Genomic DNA, 23,513 nt, shown 5'->3' on the forward strand with positions numbered 1-23,513 from the left:
GGCGGGCCGATCAGGGTGGCCCTGTGGGAGTCCTCCGTGATCATCCAGAACTGGCCCTGTTCCTGTGCCTCGCCGCCGGCTACCTGGTCGGGAAGCTGCGCGTGGGCCCCATCACGCTGGGGGGCATCTGCGGCACGCTGATCGTCTCCCTGCTGCTGGGCGCCTGGGCGGAGATCGAGGTCTCAGGCGACGTCAAGACGATCTTCTTCGCGCTGTTCATCTTCGCCCTCGGCTACATGGCGGGACCGCAGTTCTTCGCCAACCTCAACCGCAAGAGCCTGCGCTTCTTCACGCTCTGCCTGATCGAGCTGGTCAGCGTCCTCGCCATCGCCTACGGCCTGGCCAAGGCCTTCGACCTGGACGTGGGCACCGCCTCCGGCATCCTGGCGGGCGCCGCCACCGAATCCGCCGTGGTCGGCACCGCCTCCGAGTCCATCGCCAAGCTCCCCGGGCTCAGCGCCGACCAGATCAGCACCTACCAGGGCCACGTGGCCACCGCCTACACGGTCTGCTACCTCTTCGGCCTGATCACCATCGTGATCTACACCAGCCAGATCATGCCGATGCTGATGCGGATCAACCTCCGCGACGCCTCCCGCGAACTGTGGGAGAAGATGCGCGGCGGCGGCTCCGGGCTGGAGAGCGACGAACGCGAGGCGCTGCCCGCCCTGGTGGGCCGCACCTACCTGGTCACCCTCGCGGACGGCCGTACCGTCGGCGCGCTGGAGGCGGACCACGGCGGCCGGATCACCGTCGAGGCCGTCAAACGCGGCTCCCGACTGCTGACGCCGGAGCCCGACCTCGAACTCACCCTGTCCGACCTGGTCCTGATCGTGGGCCGGCGGTCCAACACCATCGAGGCCGGCCGCACCATCGGCCCGGAGACCTCCGGCATCCCCGGCCTGGACACCCCGCTGGCCACCAGCCAGATCGCGCTCACCGACAAGACCGCGGCGGGCAAGACCCTGGACACCCTGACCCGCGAACACCCCGAGTTCACCCTCAACGGCGTGTACGTCACCGACGTGCTCCGCAACGACCAGCACCTGCCCGCCAACCCCGACACCGTGGTGCAGCGCGGCGACGTGGTCACCCTGGTCGGCGCCCGCGCCGGACTCAACCGGCTGGTCGCGAAGATCGGCACGGTGGCCCGCAACGACGCCACCGACTTCATCTACCTGGGCCTGGGCATCGCGGTCGGCTCCCTGATCGGACAGATCGTGATCCGGCTCGGGGACATCCCGCTCTCCCTCGGCACCGGCGGCGGCTGCCTCATCTCCGGCCTGCTCTTCGGCTGGTTCCGCTCCCGCAAGCAGACCTTCGGCGCCTTCCCGCCCCAGGCCGCCACCACCATCAAGGACATGGGCCTCGCGGTGTTCATCGCCTGCACCGGGCTCACCTCCGGCCCGCAGGCCTGGCCCCTCCTCAAGGAGTACGGGGCCCTGCTGCCCTTCGCGGGCATCGCCATGGTCCTCGTACCGGCCACCCTCTCCCTGGTGGTCGGCCGCAAGCTCCTCAAGATCGAGAAACCGCTGCTGATCGGCGCCATCGCCGGACAACAGTGCTCCACCCCCGCGATCACCTCCGTGACCCAGGTCGCGCAGAGCTCCGTGCCGATGCTCGGCTACACGATCACCTACACCCTGTCGAACTTCCTGCTGCCGCTGACCGGCCCCATCCTCGTCGGCGTGCTCGGCGCCTGAACGGAAAAGGCTCCCAGATGATCGACTTCCTCAACCGGAACATCTTCCAGCCCCACCCGGAGCTGCTGGTCTTCCTGACCGTGGCCATCGGCTTCCTCTTCGGCAAGCTCCGCTGGAAGGCCATCGGCCTCGGCGCCGTCACCGGCTGCCTGATCGCCGGACTGCTGATGGGCGCGCAGTTCAAGGTGACCATCGACGCCACCCTGAAGAACCTCTTCTTCACGCTGTTCCTCTTCGCCCTCGGCTACAAGGTCGGCCCGCAGTTCTTCCGCGGACTGAAGAAGGACGGCCTGCCGCAGGTGGTCAACGCCGTCATCGTCTGCGTCACCGGCCTGCTGGTCTCCTGGGGCTTCGCCGTCCTCCTCGGCTACGGGCCCGGACTCAGCGCGGGCCTGCTCGGCGGCGCCCTCACCCAGTCCGCCGTCATCGGTGTCGCCCAGGACGCCATCGGCAACCTCCCCGGCCTGAGCGCCGACCAGATCAAGGAACAGGAGAACCTGGTCGCCGTCGGCTACGCCGTCACCTACCCGCTCGGCACCATCCTCTGCGCCCTGCTGCTGGCGAGCTTCCTGCCCCGCCTCTACCGCCGCGACATCGCCGCCGAGAGCGCCGCCCTCGCCCGCGAGCTCGACGCCCCCGAGGACGACCCCGACCTGCACGAGGGCTACTACGAGGTGGTCCTGCGGGCCTACACCCTCCAGCGCCCCGACCTCGCCGGACGCACCATCGAGGACTTCGAGCAGCAACAGAAGTCCCTCGGCCGCCGGATCTACCTCACCCGGGTCCGCCGCGACGGCGCCGTGCTCGAACACACCCAGCAGACCGTGCTCCGCGAGGGCGACGTCGTCGCCGTCAGCGCCCTGCGCGGCTCCCTGGTCGAGTTCGACGCCCGGACCCACATCGGGGCCGAGACCGACGACGTGGAACTCCTCGGCTACCAGACCGAGACCCTCCACGTGGTCGCCTCCGAGAAGGCGCACCTCGGGCAGACCATCGCGGAGCTCCGCCAGCAGGACTTCATGGTGGGCGTGTACGTGGACAAGCTGTACCGGGCGGGCAGCGAGTTCCCCTACCGGCTGTCCACGCAGCTGGAACGCGGGGACACCGTGGTCCTCAGCGGCCCCAAGCGGCTGGTGGACCCGGCCGGCCGGGCCATCGGCAAGCCCGTCCCCACCAGCTTCGCCACCGACATGATCTGGGTCGGACTCGGCGTGTTCCTCGGCGGCTGCCTGGGCATCCCGGCGCTCACCGCGGGCGGCGTGCCCATCTCCCTGTCCACCTCGGGCGGCGCCCTCATCATGGGCCTGATCTTCGGCTGGATCCGCGGCAAGTACCCGACCTACGGCAACGTCCCCCCGGGCGCCCAGTGGTTCATGGACACCTTCGGGCTCTGCCTCTTCGTCGCCGTCGTCGGCATCAACGCCGGCCCCAGCTTCACCAGCGGCCTGTCCACGGCCGGGTGGGGACTCCTGGTCTTCGGCGCGATCGCCACCGTGATCCCGCTGCTCGTCGGCTTCCTGGTCGGCCACCACATCCAGAAGATCCGCTTCCCGATCCTGCTGGGCGTCCTCGCGGGCGGCCAGACCACCACGGCCGCCATCGGCGCCATCAACGAACAGTCCCGCTCCCAGGTGCCGACCCTCGGCTACACGATCCCGTACGCCATCTCCAACGTGCTCCTGACCATCTGGGGCGCCGTGATCGTCCTGCTCAACCACTGACCGCGGCCCCGTGGCCCCCGCACCGCAAGCGCCCTCCGAACGAAGGACCCCCACCGTGCCCGAGACCAGCTTCAGCCGCGAGGAGATCCAGTCCTTCGCCCAGCTCAGCCCCTTCGAGCTGAAGGACAAGTTCATCCAGATCGCCAAGGCCGCCCAGGAGGACAAGCCCGGCCAGAAGGGCAAGACCACCCGGGCCATGCTCAACGCCGGCCGCGGCAACCCGAACTGGATCGCCACCGGCCCCCGCGAGGCCTTCTACGCCCTGGGCTACTTCGCCCTGGACGAGTCCCGCCGGGTCTGGACCGCCGACAACCTGGGCGGCATGCCCGAGAAGCAGGGCATCGGGGACCGCTTCGACGCCTTCCTGCGCCGCCACCCCGAGCTGCCCGGCGCCGAACTCCTCGGCCGCTGCGTTTCCTACGCCCTGGACCGGTTCGCCTTCGACCGGGACTCCTTCATCCACGAGCTCGCGGACTCCATCACCGGCGACAACTACCCGGTCCCCGACCGCATGCTGACCCACGCCGAGCACGTGGTCCGCGGCTACCTCGCCGACGAGCTGATGGACAAGCGGCCGGTGCCCGACGACCGGCTCAGCCTGTTCGCCACCGAGGGCGGCACCGCGGCGATGTGCTACATCTTCGACTCGCTGATGAAGAACGGCATCCTGCACAAGGGCGACAAGATCGCCCTGATGGTGCCGGTGTTCACCCCGTACATCGAGATCCCCGAGCTCGACACCTTCGAGTTCGAGGTGGTCAACGTGGAGGCGAGCCTCTTCTCCGAGACCGGGGTGCGGCAGTGGCGCTACCCGGAGGAGGAGGTCGCCAAGCTCGCCGACCCGTCCGTGAAGCTGGTCTGCATCGTCAACCCGAGCAACCCGCCCTCGCTGGCGATGAGCGAGCGGGTGGCGAACCAGATCAAGGAGATCGTCGCCACCAGCAACCCGAACCTGCTCGTCGTCACCGACGACGTGTACGGCACCTTCGTCGAGGGCTTCCGCACCCTCGCCGCCGAGATCCCCCGCAACACGCTGCTGGTGTACTCGTACTCCAAGCACTACGGCTGCACCGGCTGGCGGCTGGGCGTCATCGGCCTCCACGACGACAACGTCATCGACGAGATGGTCGCGGCGCTCCCGCAGGCGGAGAAGGACCGGCTGGCCAAGCGGTACGGCACCCTCACCCTGGAACCGGAGAAGATCCGCTTCATCGACCGGCTGGTCGCCGACTCCCGCGAGGTCGCCCTCAACCACACCGCCGGTCTGTCGCTGCCGCAGCAGACCATGATGGTGCTGTTCTCCCTCTTCGACCTCCTCGACGAGGGCCAGGCGTACAAGCACCGCATCCGGGAGATCTGCCACCGCCGTCTGGACCTCCTCCTGGAGGGCGCCCAGATGAAGATCTCCGACGACGACAAGCGGGCCGCGTACTACATCGAACTGGACCTCCTGGCCGAGGCCGAGCGGGTGTACGGCAAGCCCTTCGCGGAGTACCTGGAGAAGAACTACGAGCCGGTGGACCCGCTGTTCCGGCTGGCCGAACAGACCTCGGTGGTGCTCCTCAACGGCGGCGGCTTCGACGGCCCCGAGTGGTCCGTCCGGGTCTCCCTGGCCAACCTCGACGACCTCGACTACCTCAAGATCGGCCACCACCTGCGGAGCATCTTCCAGGACTACGCGGCCGAGTGGGAGCGCTCGAAGGCCGGGGACTGACCGACCCGCCGCCGCCCGCCCGCCCGCCGCCCGCCGTCTGTCAGCGGGGTCCGCGCTCCGTCACCGGCTGTCCTCCATGTGGCCGCAGGCCGAGCACACCAGCAGGTCGCGCTGCTGCCACATGGTGCGCAGGCAGCGCGGGCACCCGGTGGTCCGGATCCCGTGCGGGCCGTACGGCGGCGGGTCCGGGGTGCTGGCGGCGTACTCCACGATGCGGGCGCGGGTCCGGTCGTCGGCGGTCGCCGCCATCCGCAACAGGCGGGCGACGCGGGAGCGGGCTTCTTCGGCGAAATAGCTGGTCATCTCGGGCGCACAGTAGCGGGCCGGGGCGGTCCGGGGGCGCGCGCGGCGCCCCGGATGACGCGAAGGTGTGACCCGCCCGCTCCCGTTCCGTCCCCCGCGCGGGGGACGGAACGGGAGCGGGGCCGGCTCAGGAACCGATCACGGGGTAGTGGTCGCTCAGGTTGGAGTAGGTGTACGAGGTGCCCCAGCTGCTGACGGTCCAGGGCGCGCTCTGCTCCTTGATCACGTCGTTGGTCCAGCCCGCCGGCTTGGCGTGGCCCGCCCGGTGCAGGACGTAGTCAAGGTCCTCGCGCGGGTCGGAGGGGTAGCGGTACCGCGCGATGGAGTTGTCGCGGGTGTCGAAGGAGTAGGTGTGCCCGGTGCGGGCGTCGGCGCCGGTCAGGCCCGCGTCGGCGAGCATGCTCGCGTACTCCGGGGTCCGCGAGTCCACGTTGAAGTCGCCCGCCACGATCACCTGCTCGGACGCCGGGATGTTCTTGGCGTCGAGGAAGGCGTCGATGTTCCTGAACTGGCGGCTGCGCATCTGCGCCGCCTCGCCCGCCGAGCAGCCCGGGTCGGTGGACTGGGCGTGGGTGCCGACCACGTGCACCTTCGTGCCGTTCACGTCGAGGACCGTGTACACGAAGCCCTTGTTCGACCACCAGTCGGCGCCGCAGGCGTCCTTGTAGACGTACTGCTCCTTGCGGACGATCGGCCACTTGCTGAGGATCGCGACCCCGCCGTCCTCGGGGGTGGTGGCCGAGTAGGCGCCGCCCGTGGCGTCCCAGCCGTCCTTGCTGCGGCCCATCACGGGGGTCTGGTACGGGTACCCGGCGGCCGAGTTCGCCTTGAGGGCGTCACCGGAGGAGTTGTCGAAGGCCTCCTGGAGGACGACCACGTCGCGGCCCTTGTAGAAGGACGCCTTCGGTATCTCGCGGGCGCGGTGGTCCTGGCCCCAGTTCGGGTAGAGGTTCTTGCTCATCAGGAAGACGTTGTACGACAGGACGCTGAGCCGGGGGACCGCGGTCGCCTCGGCCGGGGCGGCGGAGGCGGCGGGCGCCGCGGTGAGGGCCAGCGCGGCGGCGACGGCGGCGGCGAGGACCGGAGCGGCGACGCGGCCGCGACGGTGGGGGAGCGCCATGGAGACTCCTGTGGTCGGCTGGGGGGTGTGGGGCGTGGGGCCCCGCCATCACAGCAGAAGCAGTTACCTCTGGGTAACACCCGTGCGACCGGAATCTTTACGCGCCGGTACGAATCCCGGCGGACGGACGCGCACACGCGGGGCGAACCCGCCCTTACCCGACCGGACCCCCGCCCCGACCGCCCGCGGAGGACACCATGGACCCGCTCCCCCCGCCCCGGGACGGCATCCTCTGGAACGTCACCGGCGACCTCCGGATGCTCCTGCTGCTGCCCGCCTCCTTCCTCCTCCAGGTCGCCGACCCCGCCATCGCCGCCGGAGTGGACCGGCACTCGGTCTTCCGCACCGACCCCTGGGGCCGCGGGGTCCGGTCCGTGGAATCCGTCCAGCGCTGGGTGTACGGAGGCGCGGACGCCGCCGCCGAGGGCCGCAGGCTCCGCCGCCTCCACCGCGACATCCACGGCACCGCCCCCGACGGCACCCCGTACCGCGCCCTCGACCCCGACACCTGGGCCTGGGTGCACGCCTCCGGCTTCGCCGTGCAGCTGCACGCCTTCGGGCTGCTCTGGCCCCGCCCCCTGGACCCCGCCGAAACCGAGGCCCTCTACGCCGAATGGCTCCGGCTCGGCCGGGTCCTCGGCATCCACGACCGCGACATGCCCCCCGACGCGACGGCCTACCGCGAGCACTTCCACCACGTGGTCACCACCCGGCTCCGCCTGACCGGCGTCGCCCGGGAACTCCTCGACACCGACGCCGCCCTCCCCGCCCCCGACCGCGGTCCCCGCCCGCTCCGCATCGCGCTGCGGCTGCTGTGGCCCCTGCTGCGCCGGCCCTTCCTGCGGCTGCGGGCCTTCCTCACCGTCGGCTACCTGCCCCCCGAGGCCCGCACCGCCCTCGGCCTGCCCTGGACCCCCGGCCGGCAGCGCCGACTGCGCCTGTTCAGCCGCGCCGTCGGCGTGCTCGTCGCCCTGCTCCCGGACCGGCTGCGGTACCTGCCCCTCGCGCGCCGGGCCCGGGCGGCTGCCCCCTGAGGGACGGCCGCCCGGGCCCGGGAGTCCGACGGCGCGGGGCCCGAGGGCCGCCGCGGTCAGCGGTGCGCGTCGTGGTCGTGCACAGAGTCCGTCGCGGCGATCTTCTTCCAGGACTTCGGCTGCACCGGCTTCGGGGCCGCCCCGCGCAGGTTGCCGCGCTTCGGCTTCGACGCCGGCTTCGACGGGCCCGCCGCCGGCTTCCCGGACCGGTACAGCCAGGTGTCCAGCAGCCCCGCCAGCCGCTTGCCGGAGATCCGCTCGGCGTACCGGGTGAACTCGGCCACGGAGGCGTTGCCGTGCGCGAACTCCGTCGGCCAGCCCTTCAGGACCGCGAAGAACTTCTCGTCGCCGATCTCGTTCCGCAGCGCCTGCAGGGCCAGCGCGCCCCGGTCGTACACGGCCCCGTGGAACTGGTTCTCCGGGCCCGGGTCACCCGGCTTGACCTGCCAGAACGGGTCCTCCGCGGGACGGGTCGCGTACACCCAGTCCGCCAGCTCCTGCGCGGTGCCCTCGCCCTCCTTCTCCGACCACAGCCACTGGCTGTAGCGGGCGAAGCCCTCGTTGATCCAGATGTCCTTCCAGCCGCGGACCGACACGCTGTTCCCGTACCACTGGTGGGCCAGCTCGTGCACGACCACCTGCACGTTCGCGCCGTTGGCGAACTGCCGCGGGCTGTAGAAGGGCCGCGTCTGCGTCTCCAGGGCGTAGCCGCTGGTCACGTTCGGGACGTAGCCGCCGAGCGCGTTGTACGGGTACGGGCCGAAGTACCCGGTCAGCCAGTCGGCCACCTCGCCGGTCCGCTCCAGGCTGGCCCGCGCCGCGCCGGCGTTGTCGCCCAGGTCCTTGCTGTAGGCGTTCAGGATCGGCAGACCGTTGGCCGTGGTGTCGGTGGTGATGTCGAACTTGCCGACCGCGAGCGTGGCCAGGTAGGTGGCCTGCGGCTTGTTCGACCGCCAGTTGTACCGGGTCCAGCCCAGCTTCGAGCTCGACGACTGGAGCACGCCGTTGCTGATGGCCTGGGTGCCGTCCGGCACGTTCACCGACACGTCGAAGGTGGCCTTGTCCAGCGGGTGGTCGTTGCTCGGGAACCACCAGATGGCCGAGTCCGGCTCCTGCGCCGCCACACCGCCGTCCGGGGTGCGGTGCCAGGCGGTCCAGCCGTCCACCTTCAGCTCGGAGGGCTTGCCCGCGTACTTCACGACGACGGTGACCGACTTGCCCTTCGCCAGCGGGCTCGCCGGGGTCACCTCCAGCTCCTGGGTGCCCGAGGTGGCGAACCCGGCCCTGATTCCGTTGACCCGCACCTCGCTGACCTTCAGGCCGAAGTCCAGGTTGAACCGGGACAGGTCCTGGGTGGTGGTGGCGAGGATGGTCGCCGTGCCCTCCAGCAGGTCCGTCTTCGGCTGGTACTGGAGCCTCAGGTCGTAATGGGAAACGTCGTATCCGCCGTTGCCGCTGGCCGGGTAATAGGGATCACCGATACCCGGGGCGCCCGGAGCGAAACTTGCGGCCGACGCCGGGATCACCAGCAGAAGGGAGGCGGCAAGCACGCTCGGGGCGATGACTTTGCGGTGCACGAGAGCTCCAAGTGGTAGGTGCCGTGGTTGCGTTCGACCGTATTCATCCCCGGCGTCCCCCGTCATGTCCACGACCCCTGCTGTCACATGATCGCCATTCGGCCGAAACCCTCGGGTCCCCGGAGCCCCGGAAGCCGCCCTTCCCCCCGGTGGAGGGCCACGTCCGCCCCCTCTCGCCCGAGGCCCGCCGCCCCGGCGGGACCCACCCCCGCCCCGGCTAGGATCGTGGGCAAATGACTGCAACCCTCGTCGCCAAGGAACTCGCCGCAGGCCACGGCGAGCGCACCCTCTTCGCCGGACTCGACCTGGTCGTCGCCCCCGGGGACGTCATCGGCCTCGTCGGCGTGAACGGGGCCGGAAAGTCCACCCTGCTCCGCCTCCTCGCCGGCCTCGACCGCCCCGAGGACGGCGAGGTGCGCCTCTCCCCGCCCACGGCCGCCGTCGGCCACCTCCCCCAGGAACCCGAACGCCGCGCCGGCGAGTCCGTGCGCGCGTTCCTGGCCCGCCGCACCGGCGTCGCCGCCGCCCAGACCGAGCTCGACACCGCCACCCAGGGACTCGTCGACGGCACCCCCGGCGCCGACGACGACTACAACCTCGCCCTGGAACGCTGGCTCGCCCTCGGCGGCGCCGACCTCGACGAACGCGCCGAGGAGGTCGCCGCCTCCCTCGGCCTCGCCGTCGGCCTCGACCAGCCCATGACCGCCCTCTCCGGAGGCCAGGCCGCCCGCGCCGGACTCGCCTCCCTGCTGCTCTCCCGCTACGACGTCTTCCTCCTCGACGAGCCCACCAACGACCTCGACCTCGACGGCCTGCGCCGCCTGGAGGAGTTCGTCACCGGCCTGCGCGCGGGCACCGTCGTCATCAGCCACGACCGCGAGTTCCTGACCCGCACCGTCACCAAGGTCCTCGAACTCGACCTCGCCCAGCAGCAGATCAACCTCTACGGCGGCGGCTACGAGTCCTACCTGGAGGAGCGGGCCACCGCCCGCCGGCACGCCCGCGAGGACTACGAGGAGTACGCCGACAAGCGCACCGCGCTGGAGGGCCGCGCCCTCATGCAGCGCAACTGGATGGACAAGGGCGTCCGCAACGCCCGCCGCAAGGCCGGCGACAACGACAAGATCGGCCGGAACCTCCGCGGCGAGTCCAGCGAGAAGCAGGCCGCCAAGGCCCGGCAGACCCAGCGCGCCATCGAACGGCTGGAGGTGGTCGAGGAACCCCGCAAGGAGTGGGAGCTCCGCATGGAGATCGCCGCGGCCCCCCGCTCCGGCTCCGTGGTCTCCACCCTCAACGGGGCCGAGGTCCGTCGCGGGGACTACACCTTCGGACCCGTCAGCCTCCAGATCGACTGGGCCGACCGGATCGCGATCACCGGAGCCAACGGCGCCGGCAAGTCCACCCTCCTCGGCGTCCTCCTCGGCCGGGTCCCCCTCGACTCCGGCAGCGCCCACCTGGGCTCCGGGGTCCTCGTCGGCGAGGTGGACCAGGCCCGCGGACTGTTCCTCGGCGAGGAACCCCTCCTGGACGCCTTCTGCGCCGCCGTGCCCGACACCGAGCCCGCCGAGGTCCGCACCCTGCTCGCCAAGTTCGGCCTGAAGGCGGCGCACGTGCTGCGCCCCGCCGGGAGCCTGTCGCCGGGGGAGCGCACCCGCGCGGCCCTGGCCCTGCTCCAGGGCCGAGGCGTGAACCTCCTCGTCCTCGACGAGCCCACCAACCACCTCGACCTGCCGGCCATCGAGCAGCTGGAAGCGGCCCTGGAGTCCTACACGGGCACCCTGCTGCTGGTCACGCACGACCGGCGGATGCTGGACGCCGTGCGCACCACCCGCCGGCTCCGCGTCGAGGACGGCAAGGTCACCGAGGACTGACCGGCGGGCCCGCCGGGCCCGCCGTGCCGATCGACCCGGGGACCCGGCGCGGCGGCGCCCCGGCCGGCCCTCAGGGGCCGGCCGGGGGGCGTCGGGTCCGCGCCATCCGGCTCGCGACCAGGTGCCGCGGCAGGTGCCGGACGGCCTGCGCGTACGCCTTGTACCGCCACCCGGCCACGCTCACCGGCCGGGACCGCGCCAGGTCCTTGAACGCCTGCGCGACCACCTGGTCGGGCTCCAGCCACGGCACGTCCTTGAGGGCGTCCGGGTCCATGCCCGCCCGCTCCTGGAACTCGGTGCGGGTGAACCCGGGCACCACGGCCAGCACCCGCACCCCGTACGGGGCCAGGTCCACCCGCAGGGACTCGCTGAAGGAGGTCAGCCACGCCTTCGCCGCCCCGTAGGTGCCGGTGGGCAGCAGCCCCGCCACCGAGGACACGTTGAGCACCGCGCCGCGCCGACGCTCCCGCAGGCCCGGCACCACCGCGTGGGTCAGCCGCAGCGGCACCCGCACGAGCAGCTCCAGCATCCGCTCCTCGTCCTCGACGGGGTTGTACGGGAACGGCGCGGGCAGCCCGAAGCCGGCGTTGTTCACCAGGACGTCCACGGGACGGTCCGGATCCCGCAGCCGGTCGGCGACCGCCGCGCAGGCCGCGGGGTCGAGCAGGTCGGCGGGCAGCACCTCGCAGGCCACGCCGAAGGTGTCGGTGAGCCGGGCCGCGGTCCGCTCCAGCCGGCCCTCGTCCCGGGCGACGAGCACCAGATCGCAGCCGCGGGCCGCGAACTGCCGGGCGAAGGCGGCGCCGAGCCCGGAGCCGGCGCCGGTGATGAGCACAGTGGTCAAGAGAGCTTCCACCTCGATGTGTGACACGTGACGTTGGTGCGTGATGCGTGACATGGCAATGTGATGCGGCGCCGCTGCGTGCGGCCCGGCCCGGCGCGCCCCGACCTAATCCGGCTCCGGGCGGAAGGCGTCCGTGCTCGGGGCCCCGTACGCCTCCGCCACGTCCACCAGGAAACGGCGCTCGCCCGCCAGGTCCCCGCACTCGATGGGCCCCGCCCCGTAGCCGCCCGGTACGGCCGGCCGGCCGAGGTCCTTGGCCCGCCGCGCCTCGTTGATCACACAGGCCAGCACGGCCGCCTCCACGCGCGGTCCGACCGTCCCGGTCTCCGCCACGTACCGGCGGGCCTGTTCGGGGACGCCGGGGGCCACGTACTCGTTCAGGGTCAGGATGGCGTCCCGGGTCTCGATCACCTTGCGGTACACCAGCAGGTCCCGCGGGACCGGCGGCCACAGGAGCTCCAACAGCCGGGAGGCGCGCGGCGCGTGCAGGGCCACGTGCGGCACGGCCTGCACCAGGTCCCGCCAGAGCGGCCACAGCCGCCAGGCCGCCGTCACGTCGCCGAGGGTGCGGCGCGCCAGGAACAGCGTCGGCAACAGGATCGCGGCCGCCCGCAGCACCCCGTGCAGGTTCATCAGCAGCGGCAGGTACGGCAGCGGCCACTCGACGCCCGCCAGCGCCTTCAGCAGGTACGCCAGCCAGAACAGCCCCGCCAGCGCCGTGCCCAGCCCGAACAGGCGCAGCCCCAGCGCGAGCGCCCGGTTCCCCGCCCGCCCGCCGTACCGCCAGCAGACCGCCACGCAGACCGTGTTGGCCACCAGGTGGGCCGAGATCAGCACCAGCCAGTACGCCAGGGAGGGCACCGGCTCGCCGCCCGGCGGCATCCCGTGCAGCCGGTGCGCGGGGGCGGTGGCGTCCAGGACCAGCAGCGCCGCGGACAGCACGACCGTGGCCGCCGCCGAGGCGGGCCGCAGCCGTCGCCCGCCGGTGCTCGCGGAGACGAAGTAGAGCACCGCGCCCGCGGACAGCACCCCGGTGAGGTTGCGGACCAGCCCCACGAGGTGGGCGGTGCCGGGGGCGCGCTGGGCCGCCTCCACCACCTCGGGCAGGTTGAGGGTCATGGCCCCGGCGGCGGTGGCCACGGCCAGCAGCAGTCCGCGTTGCTCCGGGGAGCGCACCGCGGCGGGGGCCCGCAACAGCACCGCCGCCCACAGCAGCAGCACCGAGGGCAGGGCCAGCCACGTGCCGAACGCGGCGAGGTCAGCCCGCATCGGCGCTCCCCATGCCGAGGGCGGAACCGAGCCGTTCGAGGGTGCCGCGCGGGGCGCGACCGGGCCGCGGACCGGCCTCGGTGCGGATCATGCTGGCGAGGAGTTCGGCCTCCCGCTCCTGCCGGGTGGTGTAGTTCGTCCGGCCGAGAACGACCGGAACACCACCCTCCGCGGGGTCCTCGCCCTCCAGGGAATGGTGACCGAAGAGGATGTGGCCCAGCTCGTGGAGGACGATGTGCTCGCGGTGCAGGCGGGTGGTGCGGTCCTCGTAGAACACGTAGTCCACGGTGGCGGTCCCCACCCACAGTCCGCAGACCCCCGAAGCGGCGGCCTCCGGGGGCAGCGGGTGCAGCCGGATGGGCCGGCCCCGCCGGGCGGCGATCCGCGCGCACAGGGCTTCCAGGGAGAACGGGTGCGGCAGGTCGAGGCCGGCGAGGACGGCCTCGCAGCGTTTGCGCAGTCCGTGGTGGCCGTAGGGCACCGTGTGCTCCCTCCTGGGACCCGTCCGGGCGCAGCGTCGGTAGGCAGGTGCGGAAGCGGTCATGGGGTCCTGAGCCTTCGGGACGGCCGGGCGCGGGAACGGGTCCGCAGGATGGACGGAGGGCGGCGCGCGCCGTCGTGGCGCACCCGCCCTCCGTCATCCCTACCGATCTTGTCCCCGCCTTGGCAAGGCCGGGCCCGAACGGGGCTTCGAATTCAAGCCATCAGCCGCGGCGGCGTCCCTCGGGGTCGGTGAGGCCCGCCCGGCGCAGGGCGTCGGCCATGGCGCTGTTGGCGGGCGGCGGGGTGCCCTCGCGCCGTCCGCCGCGCCGGTCGCCGCCGCCCTGACGGGTTCCGCCGGTGCCGCCCGCGCCGCCGCCTCGCTGCTGCGGGGCCCGTCCGCCGCGGGGCCGCTCGCCGCGTTCGCCCCGCTGCCGGCCCCCGCCGGCCGCGGCCTCCGCCTCGTCCTCCAGGCGCAGCGTGAGGGAGATCCGCTTCCGGGGGATGTCCACGTCGAGGACCTTCACGCGGACGATGTCCCCGGGCTTGGCCACCTCCCGCGGGTCCTTGACGAAGTTCTTCGACATGGCCGAGACGTGCACCAGGCCGTCCTGGTGGACGCCCACGTCCACGAAGGCGCCGAAGGCGGCCACGTTCGTGACCACGCCCTCCAGCACCATGCCCGGCTCCAGGTCGCCGATCTTCTCGACGCCCTCCTTGAAGCCCGCGGTGCGGAACGCCGGGCGGGGGTCGCGGCCGGGCTTCTCCAGCTCGCGCAGGATGTCCGTCACGGTGGGCAGGCCGAAGGAGTCCGTCACGAAGGACTCCGGCCGCAGCGAGCGCAGCACCGAGGTGTTGCCGATCAGCGCGGCGACCTCGCCGCCCGCCTGCTTGCCCATGGCCCGCACCACCGGGTACGCCTCGGGGTGCACGCTGGAGGCGTCCAGGGGGTCCTCGCCGTCGCGGATCCGCAGGAAGCCCGCGCACTGTTCGTACGCCTTGGGGCCGAGGCGGGCCACGTCCTTGAGCCCGCGGCGGCTGCGGAAGGGGCCGTTGGCGTCGCGGTGCGCCACGATGTTCTCGGCGAGGCCGGCGCTGATGCCGGAGACCCGGGAGAGCAGCGGGGCCGAGGCGGTGTTGACGTCCACGCCGACGCCGTTGACGCAGTCCTCGACGACGGCGTCCAGGGACCGGGAGAGCTTCACCTCGGACAGGTCGTGCTGGTACTGGCCGACCCCGATGGACTTCGGGTCGATCTTGACGAGTTCCGCGAGGGGGTCCTGGAGGCGGCGGGCGATGGACACCGCACCGCGCAGGGACACGTCCAGCTCGGGGAGTTCCTGGGAGGCGAAGGCGGAGGCCGAGTACACGGAGGCGCCCGCCTCGGACACCATCACCTTGGTGAGCCCCAGCTCCGGGTGCTTGGAGCAGAGCTCGGCGGCCAGCCGGTCGGTCTCGCGGGAGGCGGTGCCGTTGCCGATGGCGACGAGCTCCACCTCGTGCCGGCGGGCCAGTCGGGCCAGTTTGTCCAGGGCCTCGTCCCAGCGGTTCGCCGGCACGTGCGGGTGGATCACGTCGGTGGCGACGACCTTGCCGGTGGCGTCCACCACGGCCACCTTGACGCCGGTGCGGAACCCGGGGTCCAGGCCGAGGGTGGCGCGGGTGCCCGCGGGGGCGGCGAGGAGCAGGTCGCGGAGGTTCGCGGCGAACACCCGGACCGCCTCGTCCTCGGCGGACTGCCGCAGCCGGGTCCGCAGGTCGATGCCCAGGTGCACCTGGATCTTGGTGCGCCAGGCCCAGCGGACGGTGTCCGCGAGCCACTTGTCGCCGGGACGGCCGCGGTCGGTGATCCCGAAGCGGTGCGCCACCGCGTCCTCGAAGGAGGACCGGACGCGGGGCGCGCCGTCCGCGGCGGGCTCCTCCGGCTCCAGGGCCAGGTCGAGGACGTCCTCCTTCTCGCCGCGCAGCAGGGCCAGGACCCGGTGCGAGGGGAGCGCGGTGAAGGGTTCGGCGAACTCGAAGTAGTCGGAGAACTTCGCCCCCGCCTCCTCCTTGCCCTCGCGGACCTTCGCGGTGAGGCTGCCGCGGTTCCACATGCGTTCGCGGAGCTCGCCGATCAGGTCGGCGTCCTCGGCGAACCGCTCGGTGAGGACGGCCCGGGCGCCTTCGAGGGCGGCCGCGGCGTCCGCCACGCCCCGCTCGGCGTCCACGTAGGCCGCGGCGGCCTCCGCCGGGTCCCGGGAGGGGTCGGTCAGCAGGGCGGAGGCCAGCGGCTCCAGTCCGGCCTCGCGGGCGATCTGCGCCTTGGTCCGCCGCTTCGGCTTGAACGGGAGGTAGATGTCCTCCAGCCGGGCCTTGGTGTCGGCGGCGAGGATGCTCGCCTCCAGGGCGGCGTCCAGCTTGCCCTGCTCGCGTACGGACTCCAGCACCGCCGTCCGGCGGTCCTCCAGCTCCCGCAGGTAGCGCAGCCGCTCCTCCAACGTGCGCAGCTGCGCGTCGTCGAGCATCTCGGTCGCTTCCTTGCGGTAGCGCGCGATGAAGGGCACGGTCGAGCCGCCGTCGAGCAGCTCGACGGCGGCTTTCACCTGGCGTTCCCGTACGCCGAGCTCCTCGGCGATCCTGCCTTCGATGGACGTGGTCACTCGTCGTTCCCGCCTTCGTATCAGCCTGAAGGCTGCAATTGTGGCAGGTGGGCGGCGGACCGCCGGTCCGGCCGGGCCGGACCGGCACGGGAGCGGGGGGCGGGCTCAGCCCTTGCCGAGGAGGTCCCGGGGGAAGGCGCCGTTGCCGAGGGCCTTCATGAACCAGCCCTGGCCCAGCTCGGTCAGGCGGGCGGTGCCGGCCGCGCCGAGGTGTTCGTACGGGGCCCGGTCCAGGCGGTCGGTCTCCCGCTCCACTTCCTCGCGCAGGTCCAGTCCGGCCGGGGTGAGTTCGCCCTCGGCGTCGAGGACCCCGCGGGCGCGCAGTCGGTCCTTGGCGGCGTCCAGCTGTTCCTGGGTCCAACCGCGGGTCAGCTTGGTCCACTTGGGGGTCATGCCGAGGCCGGAGGCGGTGTGCGAGACCAGCGACTCGATCGGGTCCAGCTCCGCCGCGACCAGCGCGATGATGTGGCCGTCGCCGCGGTGCTCGCGGAGCAGGGTGGCCGCGTGCCAGTAGGCCAGGTGCGGCTCTTCGGGCACCGGCAGGTCGGCGTGGGCGGAGTACAGGATCCGGCCGTGCCGGGTGCACGCCTCGGTGGCCCGCAGGGCCAGCTCGGCGGCCTCGGCCATCTCCGCGGAGGCTATGACCTCCTCGCCGAGGAGGCGCCGCAGGGTGGTGTCGGCGGCCCGGGTGCGGGCCTCCAGCACCACCTCCGGGGAGGCCTCCCGCCACACCGCGGGGAAGTGCCGGGCCAGCAGCCCGTGGTCGTAGTTGAAGAAGGCGGCGGCGACCGCGCCGGGGCCGACGGCACCGAGGGCGGCGGCCCGCGCGGCGAGGGCGGCGCCCTGCGGGTCCTTGATGCCGGCGGCGGTGATCTCGGAGGTGTGCTCGGGGGCGAAGTACAGGATCGCGTGCATCGGGTTGAGCGTGCCCTGGGCGCAGTTGCGGACCGCGAGGGCGGGCAGAGTGGTCGTCATGCGCGCACGCTAACCGCCCTTCCGGGCCCCGGAGAGGTGATTTCCGGCCACCTGGCGGGCGGACTTGGCGAGGTGGGGTCGGGTGGTCCGGGGCATGGCAGCAAAGGTGGGAAGCACGTCATTGCGGTCGCCCGCCGGCACGCACGAGCATGGGGACATGGCGCAGCGAACCGTGGTGGTCGTCCTCTTCGACGGGGTGCAGAGCCTCGACGTCACCGGCCCCGTCGAGGTGTTCAGCGGGGCCGACCGGACCGGGCGCGGGCCGGGGTACCGGATCCGCACCGCCTCCCTGGACGGCGGCCCGGTCCGCACGTGCAGCGGGCTGCGGCTGGTGCCGGACGGCTCGCTGGCGGAGGCGCCGGCCGCGCACACCCTGCTGGTGCCGGGCGGGGAGGGCACCCGGGAACCGGATCCGCGGCTGGTGGACTGGCTGCGGGAGCACGGGCCGCGGGCGCCCCGGCTGGTGTCGGTGTGCACGGGTTCGCTGCTGTTGGCCGAGGCCGGGCTGCTGGACGGGCGGCGGGCGACCTCGCACTGGCTGGTGTGCGAGGCGATGGCCCGGAAGTACCCGCGCGTGACGGTCGAGGCCGATCCCGTGTACGTCCGCGACGGCCACGTGGCCACCTCCGCGGGGGTGACCGCGGGGATCGACCTGGCGCTGGCCCTGGTCGAGGAGGACCTGGGGCGGGACGTCGCGCTGGAGGTGGCCCGGCACCTCGTGGTCTTCCTCCACCGGCCCGGCAACCAGGCCCAGTTCAGTGCCCAGTTGGCGGCGCAGACCGCCCGGCGGGAGCCGCTGCGGGAGGTGCAGCGGTACGTCAGCGAGCACCCGGAGCGGGACCTGACGGTGGCGGCGTTGGCGGACCGGGCCCGGCTCTCCCCGCGGCAGTTCGCGCGGGCCTTCCACGCCGAGACCGGCGTGAGCCCGGGGCGGTACGTGGAGCGGGTCCGCGTGGAGCACGCCCGGCGGCTGCTGGAGGACAGCTCCGAGGGGGTCGCGCAGATCTCGCGGGCCTGTGGCTACGGCACCCCGGAGGCGTTGCGACGGGCCTTCCTCAAGGCCCTCGGGCAGTCCCCGGCCGAGTACCGCCGCCGGTTCGGGCCGCGCGGCCCGCGCGGCTGAGCGTTGTGTGACCGGTCATGCCGCAGTGTGACCCATGACCGTGCAACTTCACATGTGACACTACAAACTATCTCGGAGGACCCCGTGCAGATCGCCGTCCTGCTCTACGAAGGCTTCACGGCCCTCGACGCCATCGGCCCCTACGACACCCTGGGCCGCCTCCCCGAGGCGGAGACCGTGTTCGTGGCCGAGACCCCCGGTCCGGTCCGCAACGACTCCGGCTCACTCGCCTTCGTCGCCGACAAGGCCCTCTCCGAGGTCACCGCCCCGGACATCGTGATCGTCCCCGGCGCGCCCGACCCGTCCGCGCAGATGACGAACCCGGCCGTACTGGACTGGTTGCGGACCGTCGACGCCGGTACCACCTGGACCACCTCGGTGTGCACCGGGTCCCTGCTGCTCGCGGCGGCCGGGCTGCTCGAAGGCCGCCGCGCCACCTCCCACTGGCTGGCCCTGGACCAGCTGGCCGGCATGGGCGTCGAGCCCACCGGGGAGCGGGTGGTCACGGACGGCAAGTACGTCACCGCGGCCGGGGTCTCCTCCGGCATCGACATGGGCCTGACCCTGCTGGGCCGGATCGCCGGGGACCGGGTGGCCCAGTCCGTCCAGCTGCTGACGGAGTACGACCCGCAGCCGCCCTACGACGCCGGGTCCCCGGAGAAGGCCCCCGCGGACCTGGTCGCGGAGTGGCGGGCGGCGTCCGTCGCCGGTTCCTGAGCCCCGCCGAGGCACCCGCGGCCCCGCCCGGGCCCCGCGCGGGGTCAGCGGTTCGGGCCGCCCCGGCCGGGCCCCGGCCAGGTGAACACCGGGGCCCGGCGCTCCAGGAAGGCGGCGACCCCCTCGGCGGTGTCGCCGCCCCGCCGGGCCTGCTCCGCCCAGTGGGCCTCGCGCCCCTCCCGGCCGTCCGCGAACTCCTTCGCGGCGGCCTGGGTCAGCAGCGACCGGGAGGCGAGCACCGCGGTGAACTCGGCCACCCGCTTGTCCAACTGCCCCACGGGCAGCACCTCGTCCACCAGTCCGGTCCGCAGCGCCCGCTCGGACCCGATCAATTCGGCCGAGAACAGCAGGTACTTGGCGGTGGAGGGCCCCACCAAGGAGACCAACCGCCGGGTGGAGGAGGCCGGGTAGACGATGCCCAGCCGCGCCGGGGTGATCCCGAAGGAGGCGCCCTCCTCGGCGAACCGCAGGTCGCAGGCGGCCGCCAGCTGGCAGCCACCGCCCACGCAGAACCCGCGCACGGCCGCCAGGGTGGGCCGGGGGAACGCCGCCAGCGCCTCCTCGGCGGCGACGGCCAGGGCCTGGGGCTCCGCCCCCGGCTCCGGCGCGCGCAGGTCCGCGATGTCGGCGCCCGCGCAGAAGGTGTCGCCCGCGCCGGTCAGCACCAGGGCCCGCACCGCCGGATCCGCGGCCAGCTCCGCCAGCAGCGGGGGCAGCGCCCGCCACATCCCGGCGGTCATGGCGTTGCGCTTGGCGGGGTGCGAGACGACCACGGTGGCCACCCCGTCCGCGAGGGTGTGGTGCAGCTGGGCGTCCATGCGCCGGATGCTATCCCGCCCGCCCGCTCCTATGATCGGGAGAGTCCGCCAGGGGGGCGCCGGGAGAAGGAGCGCTCATGGCAGCCGACCGTACCGAGGCGGAGCGGGCCCGCGAGGAGGCCCTGAAGGGGCGCAGGAAGCTGGGCCGGGGTTTCGCCCTGCTGGCGGCGCTCGGCGTGGTGCTGGTGCTGGCCGGGCTGGTGGGCCTCTTCTACACCGGCTTCGCCACCCTCACCTCGATGTTCCTCTTCGGCTGGCTGCTGCTCATCGGCGGGGTGGTCGGCCTCGTCCAGGCCGTGCAGTCCCGCAAGACGAACTACTTCTGGCTCTCGGTGATCGTGGCGGCCGTCAACCTGGCCGCGGGCTTCGTGATCCTGCGGCGCCCCGAGGCCAGTGCCGAGGCGCTGACCATGTTCGCCGCGCTGCTGTTCCTCACCGGCGGGGTGTTCCGGTTGGCCGGGGCCCTGGTCGTGCGCGGCCCCAACCTCGGCCTGGCCCTCGTCCAGGGCGCCTTCGGAGTGCTGCTGGGCGTGCTGGTCCTGGCGGGCTGGCCGGGCAGCAGCCAGTACGTGATCGGCACCTTCTTCTCGCTGGCCCTGCTCTTCGACGGGCTCAGCCTGATCGGGGTGGGCTGGGGAGCCCGCCGCCTCCTCGGGCTGGTGGGGGAGACCGAGGAGCAGGCGGCCGAGGCGGCGCTGGCCGCGCGTGCGGGGGCGGCCGGGACGGCCGGGGCGGGCGGGGTTCCGGATGCCGCCGGGGGCGCCGTGCGCGGCGGGACCGGTCAGGCCACGAAGCGCTCTCCGGAAGATCAGGACCAGTCCCACAACTGACCCTGTCATAAACCACCGGTCAAAAAGCGTCCGATAAGCGCTGACTTCTGGTCAGGGCGCAGGTGAGGGGCCCGCGGGTCCCCACCCTTGCCCTGTGGAGACGATCGAGCGCGAAGACGGGGGCCGGGACATGGACGGGCCACCCCCCGGAGACAGTGAGCCCGTCTATCAAGGCGTGTGGAGATTCACCGCACCGGCGGTTGAAGAATCCGTTCCGCAGGCCCGCCGGGCCGTCCGGGACCTGCTGCACCGGCAGGGCGTCCCGGCCGACCCGGACACCCTGTACTCCCTGCTGCTGATCGTGTCGGAGCTGGTGACCAACTCCGTCCGGCACGCCGCTCTGCTGTCGCCGGAGGTGGCCGTCGAGGTGGCCGTCGGACCGCGCTGGGTACGGGTGGCCGTCGAGGACGACCACCCGTACCGCCCCAAGGCGCTGGAGGCCGACTTCGGCCAGACCGGCGGCCGGGGCCTACTGCTGGTGCGCGAGATCACCGCCGAGGCGGGCGGCACCTGCGACGTGGAGCACACGGCCGGGGGCGGCAAGGTGATCTGGGCGGCGCTGCCGCTCGCCCCGGGCCGCTGACCGGCACCGACACCCGCCGCCCCGCCGGGGCTACCAGCCCGCGGCCTCGCCGGTGAGCTCGCGGATCGCGGGCCGGGCCGCGTCGAGCACGGTCATGAACCAGGCCGAGAACGGATCGGCCGCGTGCCGCTTGGCCAGCTCCTCCGCCGTCACGAACACCGTGTCGTTGACCTCCGAGGGGTCCGGGTCCACCGGAGCCTGCGCGAGTCCCACGAACAGGTGGTTGAACTCCTGCTCCACCAGTCCCGAGGCCGGGTCCGGGTGGTTGTAGCGGACCGTGCCCGCCTCCGCCATCAGCGCGGGGGACAGGCCCAGCTCCTCGTGGGTGCGGCGGGCGGCCGCCGCGAAGGGGGACTCGCCGGGGTAGGGGTGCCCGCAGCAGGTGTTCGACCAGACGCCCGGGGAGTGGTACTTGCCCAGCGCCCGCTGCTGGAGCAGCATCCGCCCCGCGCCGTCGAAGAGGAACACCGAGAAGGCGCGGTGCAGCTGCCCCGGGGCCTGGTGCGCGGAGAGCTTCTCCGCCGTGCCGATGGTCCGACCCGACTCGTCGACCAGTTCGAGCATGATCGGCTCGTCGCTGGCATCGGCACGGGAAGACGCGCTGGTGGCGGCGGTGGCTGGTGTGATCGGCATGACCATCCTTCGGCTTCGGACTTCGGCTTTCAGTCTGCCGCACAAAAAGTGGAGGCCCGCACTTCGCCCGTTTCCGCATGTCCACTGTCGGCCAAGGACGGGGGTGGCCCCGCCGATCGTGCCTGATCGGCGGGGCCACCCCCCTAGGGCCCTGGCGGACACCTCGGTTTGCGCCGGTCAGACCCCGAACGGCGGCGCGTAGGCCACGGCCCCCGAGGGGACCGGAGCGGCCGGGTCGAGCAACGACACCATGTGCGCCTCGGCCGGGACCTCGAACGGAAGATCGATTCCGAACGGGCCGGCCGGGACGAACCCGAACCGCGGGTAGTAGCCGGGGTGCCCCAGCACCAGCACCTGCGGTTCGCCCAGCGCCCGGGCCGCGTCCAGGGCGGCCCGGATCACGGCCGCGCCGGCCCCGGTGCCCTGGAACTCCGGCAGCGTGCCCACCGGGGCCAGCACCAGGGCCGGGGCCCCGCCGATCCGGCAGCGCGTGATCAGGCAGTGGGCGGCGATCCGCCCGTCGGGGGCCTCGGCCACCCAGGACAGCTCCGGCAGCCAGGCGTCGTCGGCCCGCAGCCGGTCCACCAGCTCGGCCTCGGCCGGGGTCTCGAAGGCCGCCGCGTGCACCGCGAACACCGCCTCCGCCTCCCCGGCCCGCTCCCGCCGGACCGACCAACGGCCGTCCTCGGCCACCGGACGCAGCACGTACCCGCTGTAGCCGTACGCGCCGCCGTGATCGCGCCGCAGGGCGATCTCCCGCCGGGCCCCGGCCACGGCCTCGGTCATGCCCGGGAGGGAAGTGTCGGCCCGCTCGGCCCGCTCGCCGAGCGGGCCGTAGTACGCGTCCCAGTCGGATTCCGGCTGCGCGTACGCGCCCAGCACGCCGTACCCGGCGGCCGCGGCCGCCCCCAGGTTCGCCGCGTCGGTGCGCAGCGGGTAGTGCTCGGCCCAGAAGGCGCGGGCCTGCTCGGACGGCTCGCGGTCGGTCCACACGCATTCGGTCAGCACCAGGGTGCCGCCGGGGGCGAGGAGCCGCCGCCAGGCGCGGAGCGCGGTGTCGAAGCCGATGGAGTAGACGGAGCTCTCCGCCCAGATCAGGTCGAAGGAGCCGTCGGGGAAGGGCAGGTCGCCCATGTCGGCGCGCACCGGGTGGACGCGGTCGTCGAGCCCGCGGGCCCGGGCGGCCCCGGCCAGTTCGTCCAGGAAGCCCTGGTGCAGGTCGACGGCGGTCACCTCGGCCCCCGCCTCGGCGGCGAGGAGCAGCGCGCTGCGGCCCGGACCGCAGCCCAGGTCGAGCACCCGGGGCCGCTCGGGGAGCGGTCCGGCGAGGGAGAGGAGGTGACGAGTGGTGGCATCGGAGCCGGGCCCCTGTCGGGGCAGGCCGCGGTGCAGGGTGAGGAACGCCTCGAAGAAGGTGTCGTCGGTCAACGTGAACCCTAAGAAAGGAGGGCTACGGCCGGGAGCGCTGTCCGCGCGGAGGAAAGGTGCGCGGTCAGGCCGGGCCGGCAGCCCGGAAGGTGGGGATGGACGCGTCCACGCCGCATGCGGCGGCGCAC

20 protein-coding genes are annotated in these 23,513 nt (G+C 73.1%); 9 read left to right on the forward strand and 11 right to left on the reverse strand.

Annotation, left to right across the window (positions count from 1 at the left end; all coding sequences use genetic code 11):
• The first annotated feature begins 23 nt into the window (after nt 1–23).
• From aspT (ABTZ17_RS02015) to ABTZ17_RS02005, 3 genes are read left to right on the forward strand one after another with little or no spacing between them, the layout of a single operon-like run.
• Complete coding sequence (gene aspT, locus ABTZ17_RS02015; protein ID WP_352193568.1) at nt 24–1,703, forward strand: aspartate-alanine antiporter; 1,680 nt, start codon at nt 24–26, stop codon at nt 1,701–1,703.
• 17 nt (nt 1,704–1,720) lie between these two features.
• Nucleotides 1,721–3,424 (forward strand): aspartate-alanine antiporter, encoded by a 1,704-nt coding sequence (aspT, locus tag ABTZ17_RS02010; RefSeq protein ID WP_352193567.1) that lies wholly within the window; start codon nt 1,721–1,723, stop codon nt 3,422–3,424.
• Between the two features lie 55 nt (nt 3,425–3,479).
• On the forward strand, nt 3,480–5,138 hold the full coding sequence (locus tag ABTZ17_RS02005; RefSeq protein ID WP_352193566.1) for a bifunctional aspartate transaminase/aspartate 4-decarboxylase: 1,659 nt from the start codon (nt 3,480–3,482) through the stop codon (nt 5,136–5,138).
• Nucleotides 5,139–5,198: 60 nt separating this feature from the next.
• Here the strand turns inward: ABTZ17_RS02005 and ABTZ17_RS02000 are convergent, their stop codons facing one another.
• Nucleotides 5,199–5,441: a hypothetical protein gene (locus tag ABTZ17_RS02000; RefSeq protein WP_352193565.1), complete on the reverse strand. Its 243-nt coding sequence runs from the start codon at nt 5,439–5,441 to the stop codon at nt 5,199–5,201.
• A gap of 127 nt (nt 5,442–5,568) precedes the next feature.
• On the reverse strand, nt 5,569–6,561 hold the full coding sequence (gene sph / locus ABTZ17_RS01995; RefSeq protein ID WP_352193564.1) for a sphingomyelin phosphodiesterase: 993 nt from the start codon (nt 6,559–6,561) through the stop codon (nt 5,569–5,571).
• 197 nt (nt 6,562–6,758) lie between these two features.
• Here sph and ABTZ17_RS01990 point away from each other — a divergent pair, with 197 nt between their 5' ends.
• Nucleotides 6,759–7,595, forward strand: coding sequence for an oxygenase MpaB family protein (locus tag ABTZ17_RS01990; protein WP_352193563.1), 837 nt, complete (start codon nt 6,759–6,761; stop codon nt 7,593–7,595).
• A 56-nt stretch (nt 7,596–7,651) separates the two neighbouring features.
• Here the strand turns inward: ABTZ17_RS01990 and ABTZ17_RS01985 are convergent, their stop codons facing one another.
• On the reverse strand, nt 7,652–9,172 hold the full coding sequence (locus ABTZ17_RS01985) for a M1 family metallopeptidase (protein ID WP_352193562.1): 1,521 nt from the start codon (nt 9,170–9,172) through the stop codon (nt 7,652–7,654).
• 233 nt (nt 9,173–9,405) lie between these two features.
• Here ABTZ17_RS01985 and ABTZ17_RS01980 point away from each other — a divergent pair, with 233 nt between their 5' ends.
• Nucleotides 9,406–11,043, forward strand: a complete 1,638-nt coding sequence (locus ABTZ17_RS01980; protein ID WP_352193561.1) for an ABC-F family ATP-binding cassette domain-containing protein — start codon at nt 9,406–9,408, stop codon at nt 11,041–11,043.
• Between the two features lie 70 nt (nt 11,044–11,113).
• Here ABTZ17_RS01980 and ABTZ17_RS01975 read toward each other — a convergent pair whose 3' ends face one another.
• From ABTZ17_RS01975 to ABTZ17_RS01955, 5 genes are all read right to left on the reverse strand, one after another.
• On the reverse strand, nt 11,114–11,878 hold the full coding sequence (locus ABTZ17_RS01975) for an SDR family NAD(P)-dependent oxidoreductase (protein ID WP_352193588.1): 765 nt from the start codon (nt 11,876–11,878) through the stop codon (nt 11,114–11,116).
• Nucleotides 11,879–11,992: 114 nt separating this feature from the next.
• Nucleotides 11,993–13,156 carry an MAB_1171c family putative transporter gene (locus ABTZ17_RS01970; RefSeq protein WP_352193560.1) on the reverse strand — a complete coding sequence of 388 codons (1,164 nt, stop codon included), beginning with the start codon at nt 13,154–13,156 and terminating at the stop codon, nt 11,993–11,995.
• A complete protein-coding gene (locus ABTZ17_RS01965; RefSeq protein WP_352193559.1) occupies nt 13,146–13,637 on the reverse strand; it encodes a hypothetical protein in 492 nt (163 codons plus the stop codon). The genes ABTZ17_RS01970 and ABTZ17_RS01965 overlap by 11 nt, the downstream gene beginning before the upstream one ends.
• Nucleotides 13,638–13,860: 223 nt before the next feature.
• A complete protein-coding gene (locus tag ABTZ17_RS01960) occupies nt 13,861–16,278 on the reverse strand; it encodes a Tex family protein (RefSeq protein WP_352193558.1) in 2,418 nt (805 codons plus the stop codon).
• A 105-nt stretch (nt 16,279–16,383) separates the two neighbouring features.
• Nucleotides 16,384–17,253 (reverse strand): SCO6745 family protein, encoded by an 870-nt coding sequence (locus ABTZ17_RS01955; RefSeq protein ID WP_352193557.1) that lies wholly within the window; start codon nt 17,251–17,253, stop codon nt 16,384–16,386.
• Between the two features lie 157 nt (nt 17,254–17,410).
• On the opposite strand from ABTZ17_RS01955, the gene ABTZ17_RS01950 reads away from it, so the two are divergent.
• Nucleotides 17,411–18,376 (forward strand): GlxA family transcriptional regulator, encoded by a 966-nt coding sequence (locus ABTZ17_RS01950; RefSeq protein ID WP_352193556.1) that lies wholly within the window; start codon nt 17,411–17,413, stop codon nt 18,374–18,376.
• Between the two features lie 84 nt (nt 18,377–18,460).
• Entirely contained in the window at nt 18,461–19,093 is a 633-nt protein-coding gene (locus tag ABTZ17_RS01945; RefSeq protein ID WP_352193555.1) for a DJ-1/PfpI family protein, read from the forward strand.
• Between the two features lie 44 nt (nt 19,094–19,137).
• Here ABTZ17_RS01945 and ABTZ17_RS01940 read toward each other — a convergent pair whose 3' ends face one another.
• On the reverse strand, nt 19,138–19,911 hold the full coding sequence (locus ABTZ17_RS01940) for an enoyl-CoA hydratase/isomerase family protein (RefSeq protein WP_352193554.1): 774 nt from the start codon (nt 19,909–19,911) through the stop codon (nt 19,138–19,140).
• 77 nt (nt 19,912–19,988) lie between these two features.
• Between ABTZ17_RS01940 and ABTZ17_RS01935 the strand changes: the two genes are divergently transcribed.
• Nucleotides 19,989–20,741 carry an HdeD family acid-resistance protein gene (locus tag ABTZ17_RS01935; RefSeq protein ID WP_352193553.1) on the forward strand — a complete coding sequence of 251 codons (753 nt, stop codon included), beginning with the start codon at nt 19,989–19,991 and terminating at the stop codon, nt 20,739–20,741.
• A 130-nt stretch (nt 20,742–20,871) separates the two neighbouring features.
• Nucleotides 20,872–21,324, forward strand: coding sequence for an ATP-binding protein (locus tag ABTZ17_RS01930; RefSeq protein WP_352193587.1), 453 nt, complete (start codon nt 20,872–20,874; stop codon nt 21,322–21,324).
• 30 nt (nt 21,325–21,354) lie between these two features.
• On the opposite strand, the gene idi is transcribed toward ABTZ17_RS01930, so the two are convergent.
• Both idi and ABTZ17_RS01920 read right to left on the reverse strand, forming a co-directional pair.
• The gene (gene idi, locus ABTZ17_RS01925; RefSeq protein WP_352193552.1) at nt 21,355–21,957 is read right to left on the reverse strand and encodes an isopentenyl-diphosphate Delta-isomerase; all 603 of its coding nucleotides are present in this window, start codon (nt 21,955–21,957) and stop codon (nt 21,355–21,357) included.
• A gap of 177 nt (nt 21,958–22,134) precedes the next feature.
• Nucleotides 22,135–23,385, reverse strand: coding sequence for a bifunctional class I SAM-dependent methyltransferase/N-acetyltransferase (locus ABTZ17_RS01920; RefSeq protein ID WP_352193551.1), 1,251 nt, complete (start codon nt 23,383–23,385; stop codon nt 22,135–22,137).
• Nucleotides 23,386–23,513 lie beyond the last annotated feature (128 nt).

It is taken from the genome of Streptomyces sp. NPDC097619 (genome assembly GCF_040302735.1).
Taxonomy (GTDB): domain Bacteria; phylum Actinomycetota; class Actinomycetes; order Streptomycetales; family Streptomycetaceae; genus Streptomyces.

Bases quoted from the DNA above. Each gene is read 5' to 3' on its own strand.
- aspT (WP_352193567.1), top strand. From the start codon at position 1,721: ATGATCGACTTCCTCAACCGGAACATCTTCCAGCCCCACCCGGAGCTG.
- ABTZ17_RS02000 (WP_352193565.1), bottom strand. From the start codon at position 5,441: ATGACCAGCTATTTCGCCGAAGAAGCCCGCTCCCGCGTCGCCCGCCTG.
- sph (WP_352193564.1), bottom strand. From the start codon at position 6,561: ATGGCGCTCCCCCACCGTCGCGGCCGCGTCGCCGCTCCGGTCCTCGCC.
- ABTZ17_RS01990 (WP_352193563.1), top strand. From the start codon at position 6,759: ATGGACCCGCTCCCCCCGCCCCGGGACGGCATCCTCTGGAACGTCACC.
- ABTZ17_RS01980 (WP_352193561.1), top strand. From the start codon at position 9,406: ATGACTGCAACCCTCGTCGCCAAGGAACTCGCCGCAGGCCACGGCGAG.
- ABTZ17_RS01970 (WP_352193560.1), bottom strand. From the start codon at position 13,156: ATGCGGGCTGACCTCGCCGCGTTCGGCACGTGGCTGGCCCTGCCCTCG.
- ABTZ17_RS01955 (WP_352193557.1), bottom strand. From the start codon at position 17,253: ATGACGACCACTCTGCCCGCCCTCGCGGTCCGCAACTGCGCCCAGGGC.
- ABTZ17_RS01950 (WP_352193556.1), top strand. From the start codon at position 17,411: ATGGCGCAGCGAACCGTGGTGGTCGTCCTCTTCGACGGGGTGCAGAGC.
- ABTZ17_RS01940 (WP_352193554.1), bottom strand. From the start codon at position 19,911: ATGGACGCCCAGCTGCACCACACCCTCGCGGACGGGGTGGCCACCGTG.
- ABTZ17_RS01935 (WP_352193553.1), top strand. From the start codon at position 19,989: ATGGCAGCCGACCGTACCGAGGCGGAGCGGGCCCGCGAGGAGGCCCTG.
- ABTZ17_RS01930 (WP_352193587.1), top strand. From the start codon at position 20,872: ATGGACGGGCCACCCCCCGGAGACAGTGAGCCCGTCTATCAAGGCGTG.
- idi (WP_352193552.1), bottom strand. From the start codon at position 21,957: ATGCCGATCACACCAGCCACCGCCGCCACCAGCGCGTCTTCCCGTGCC.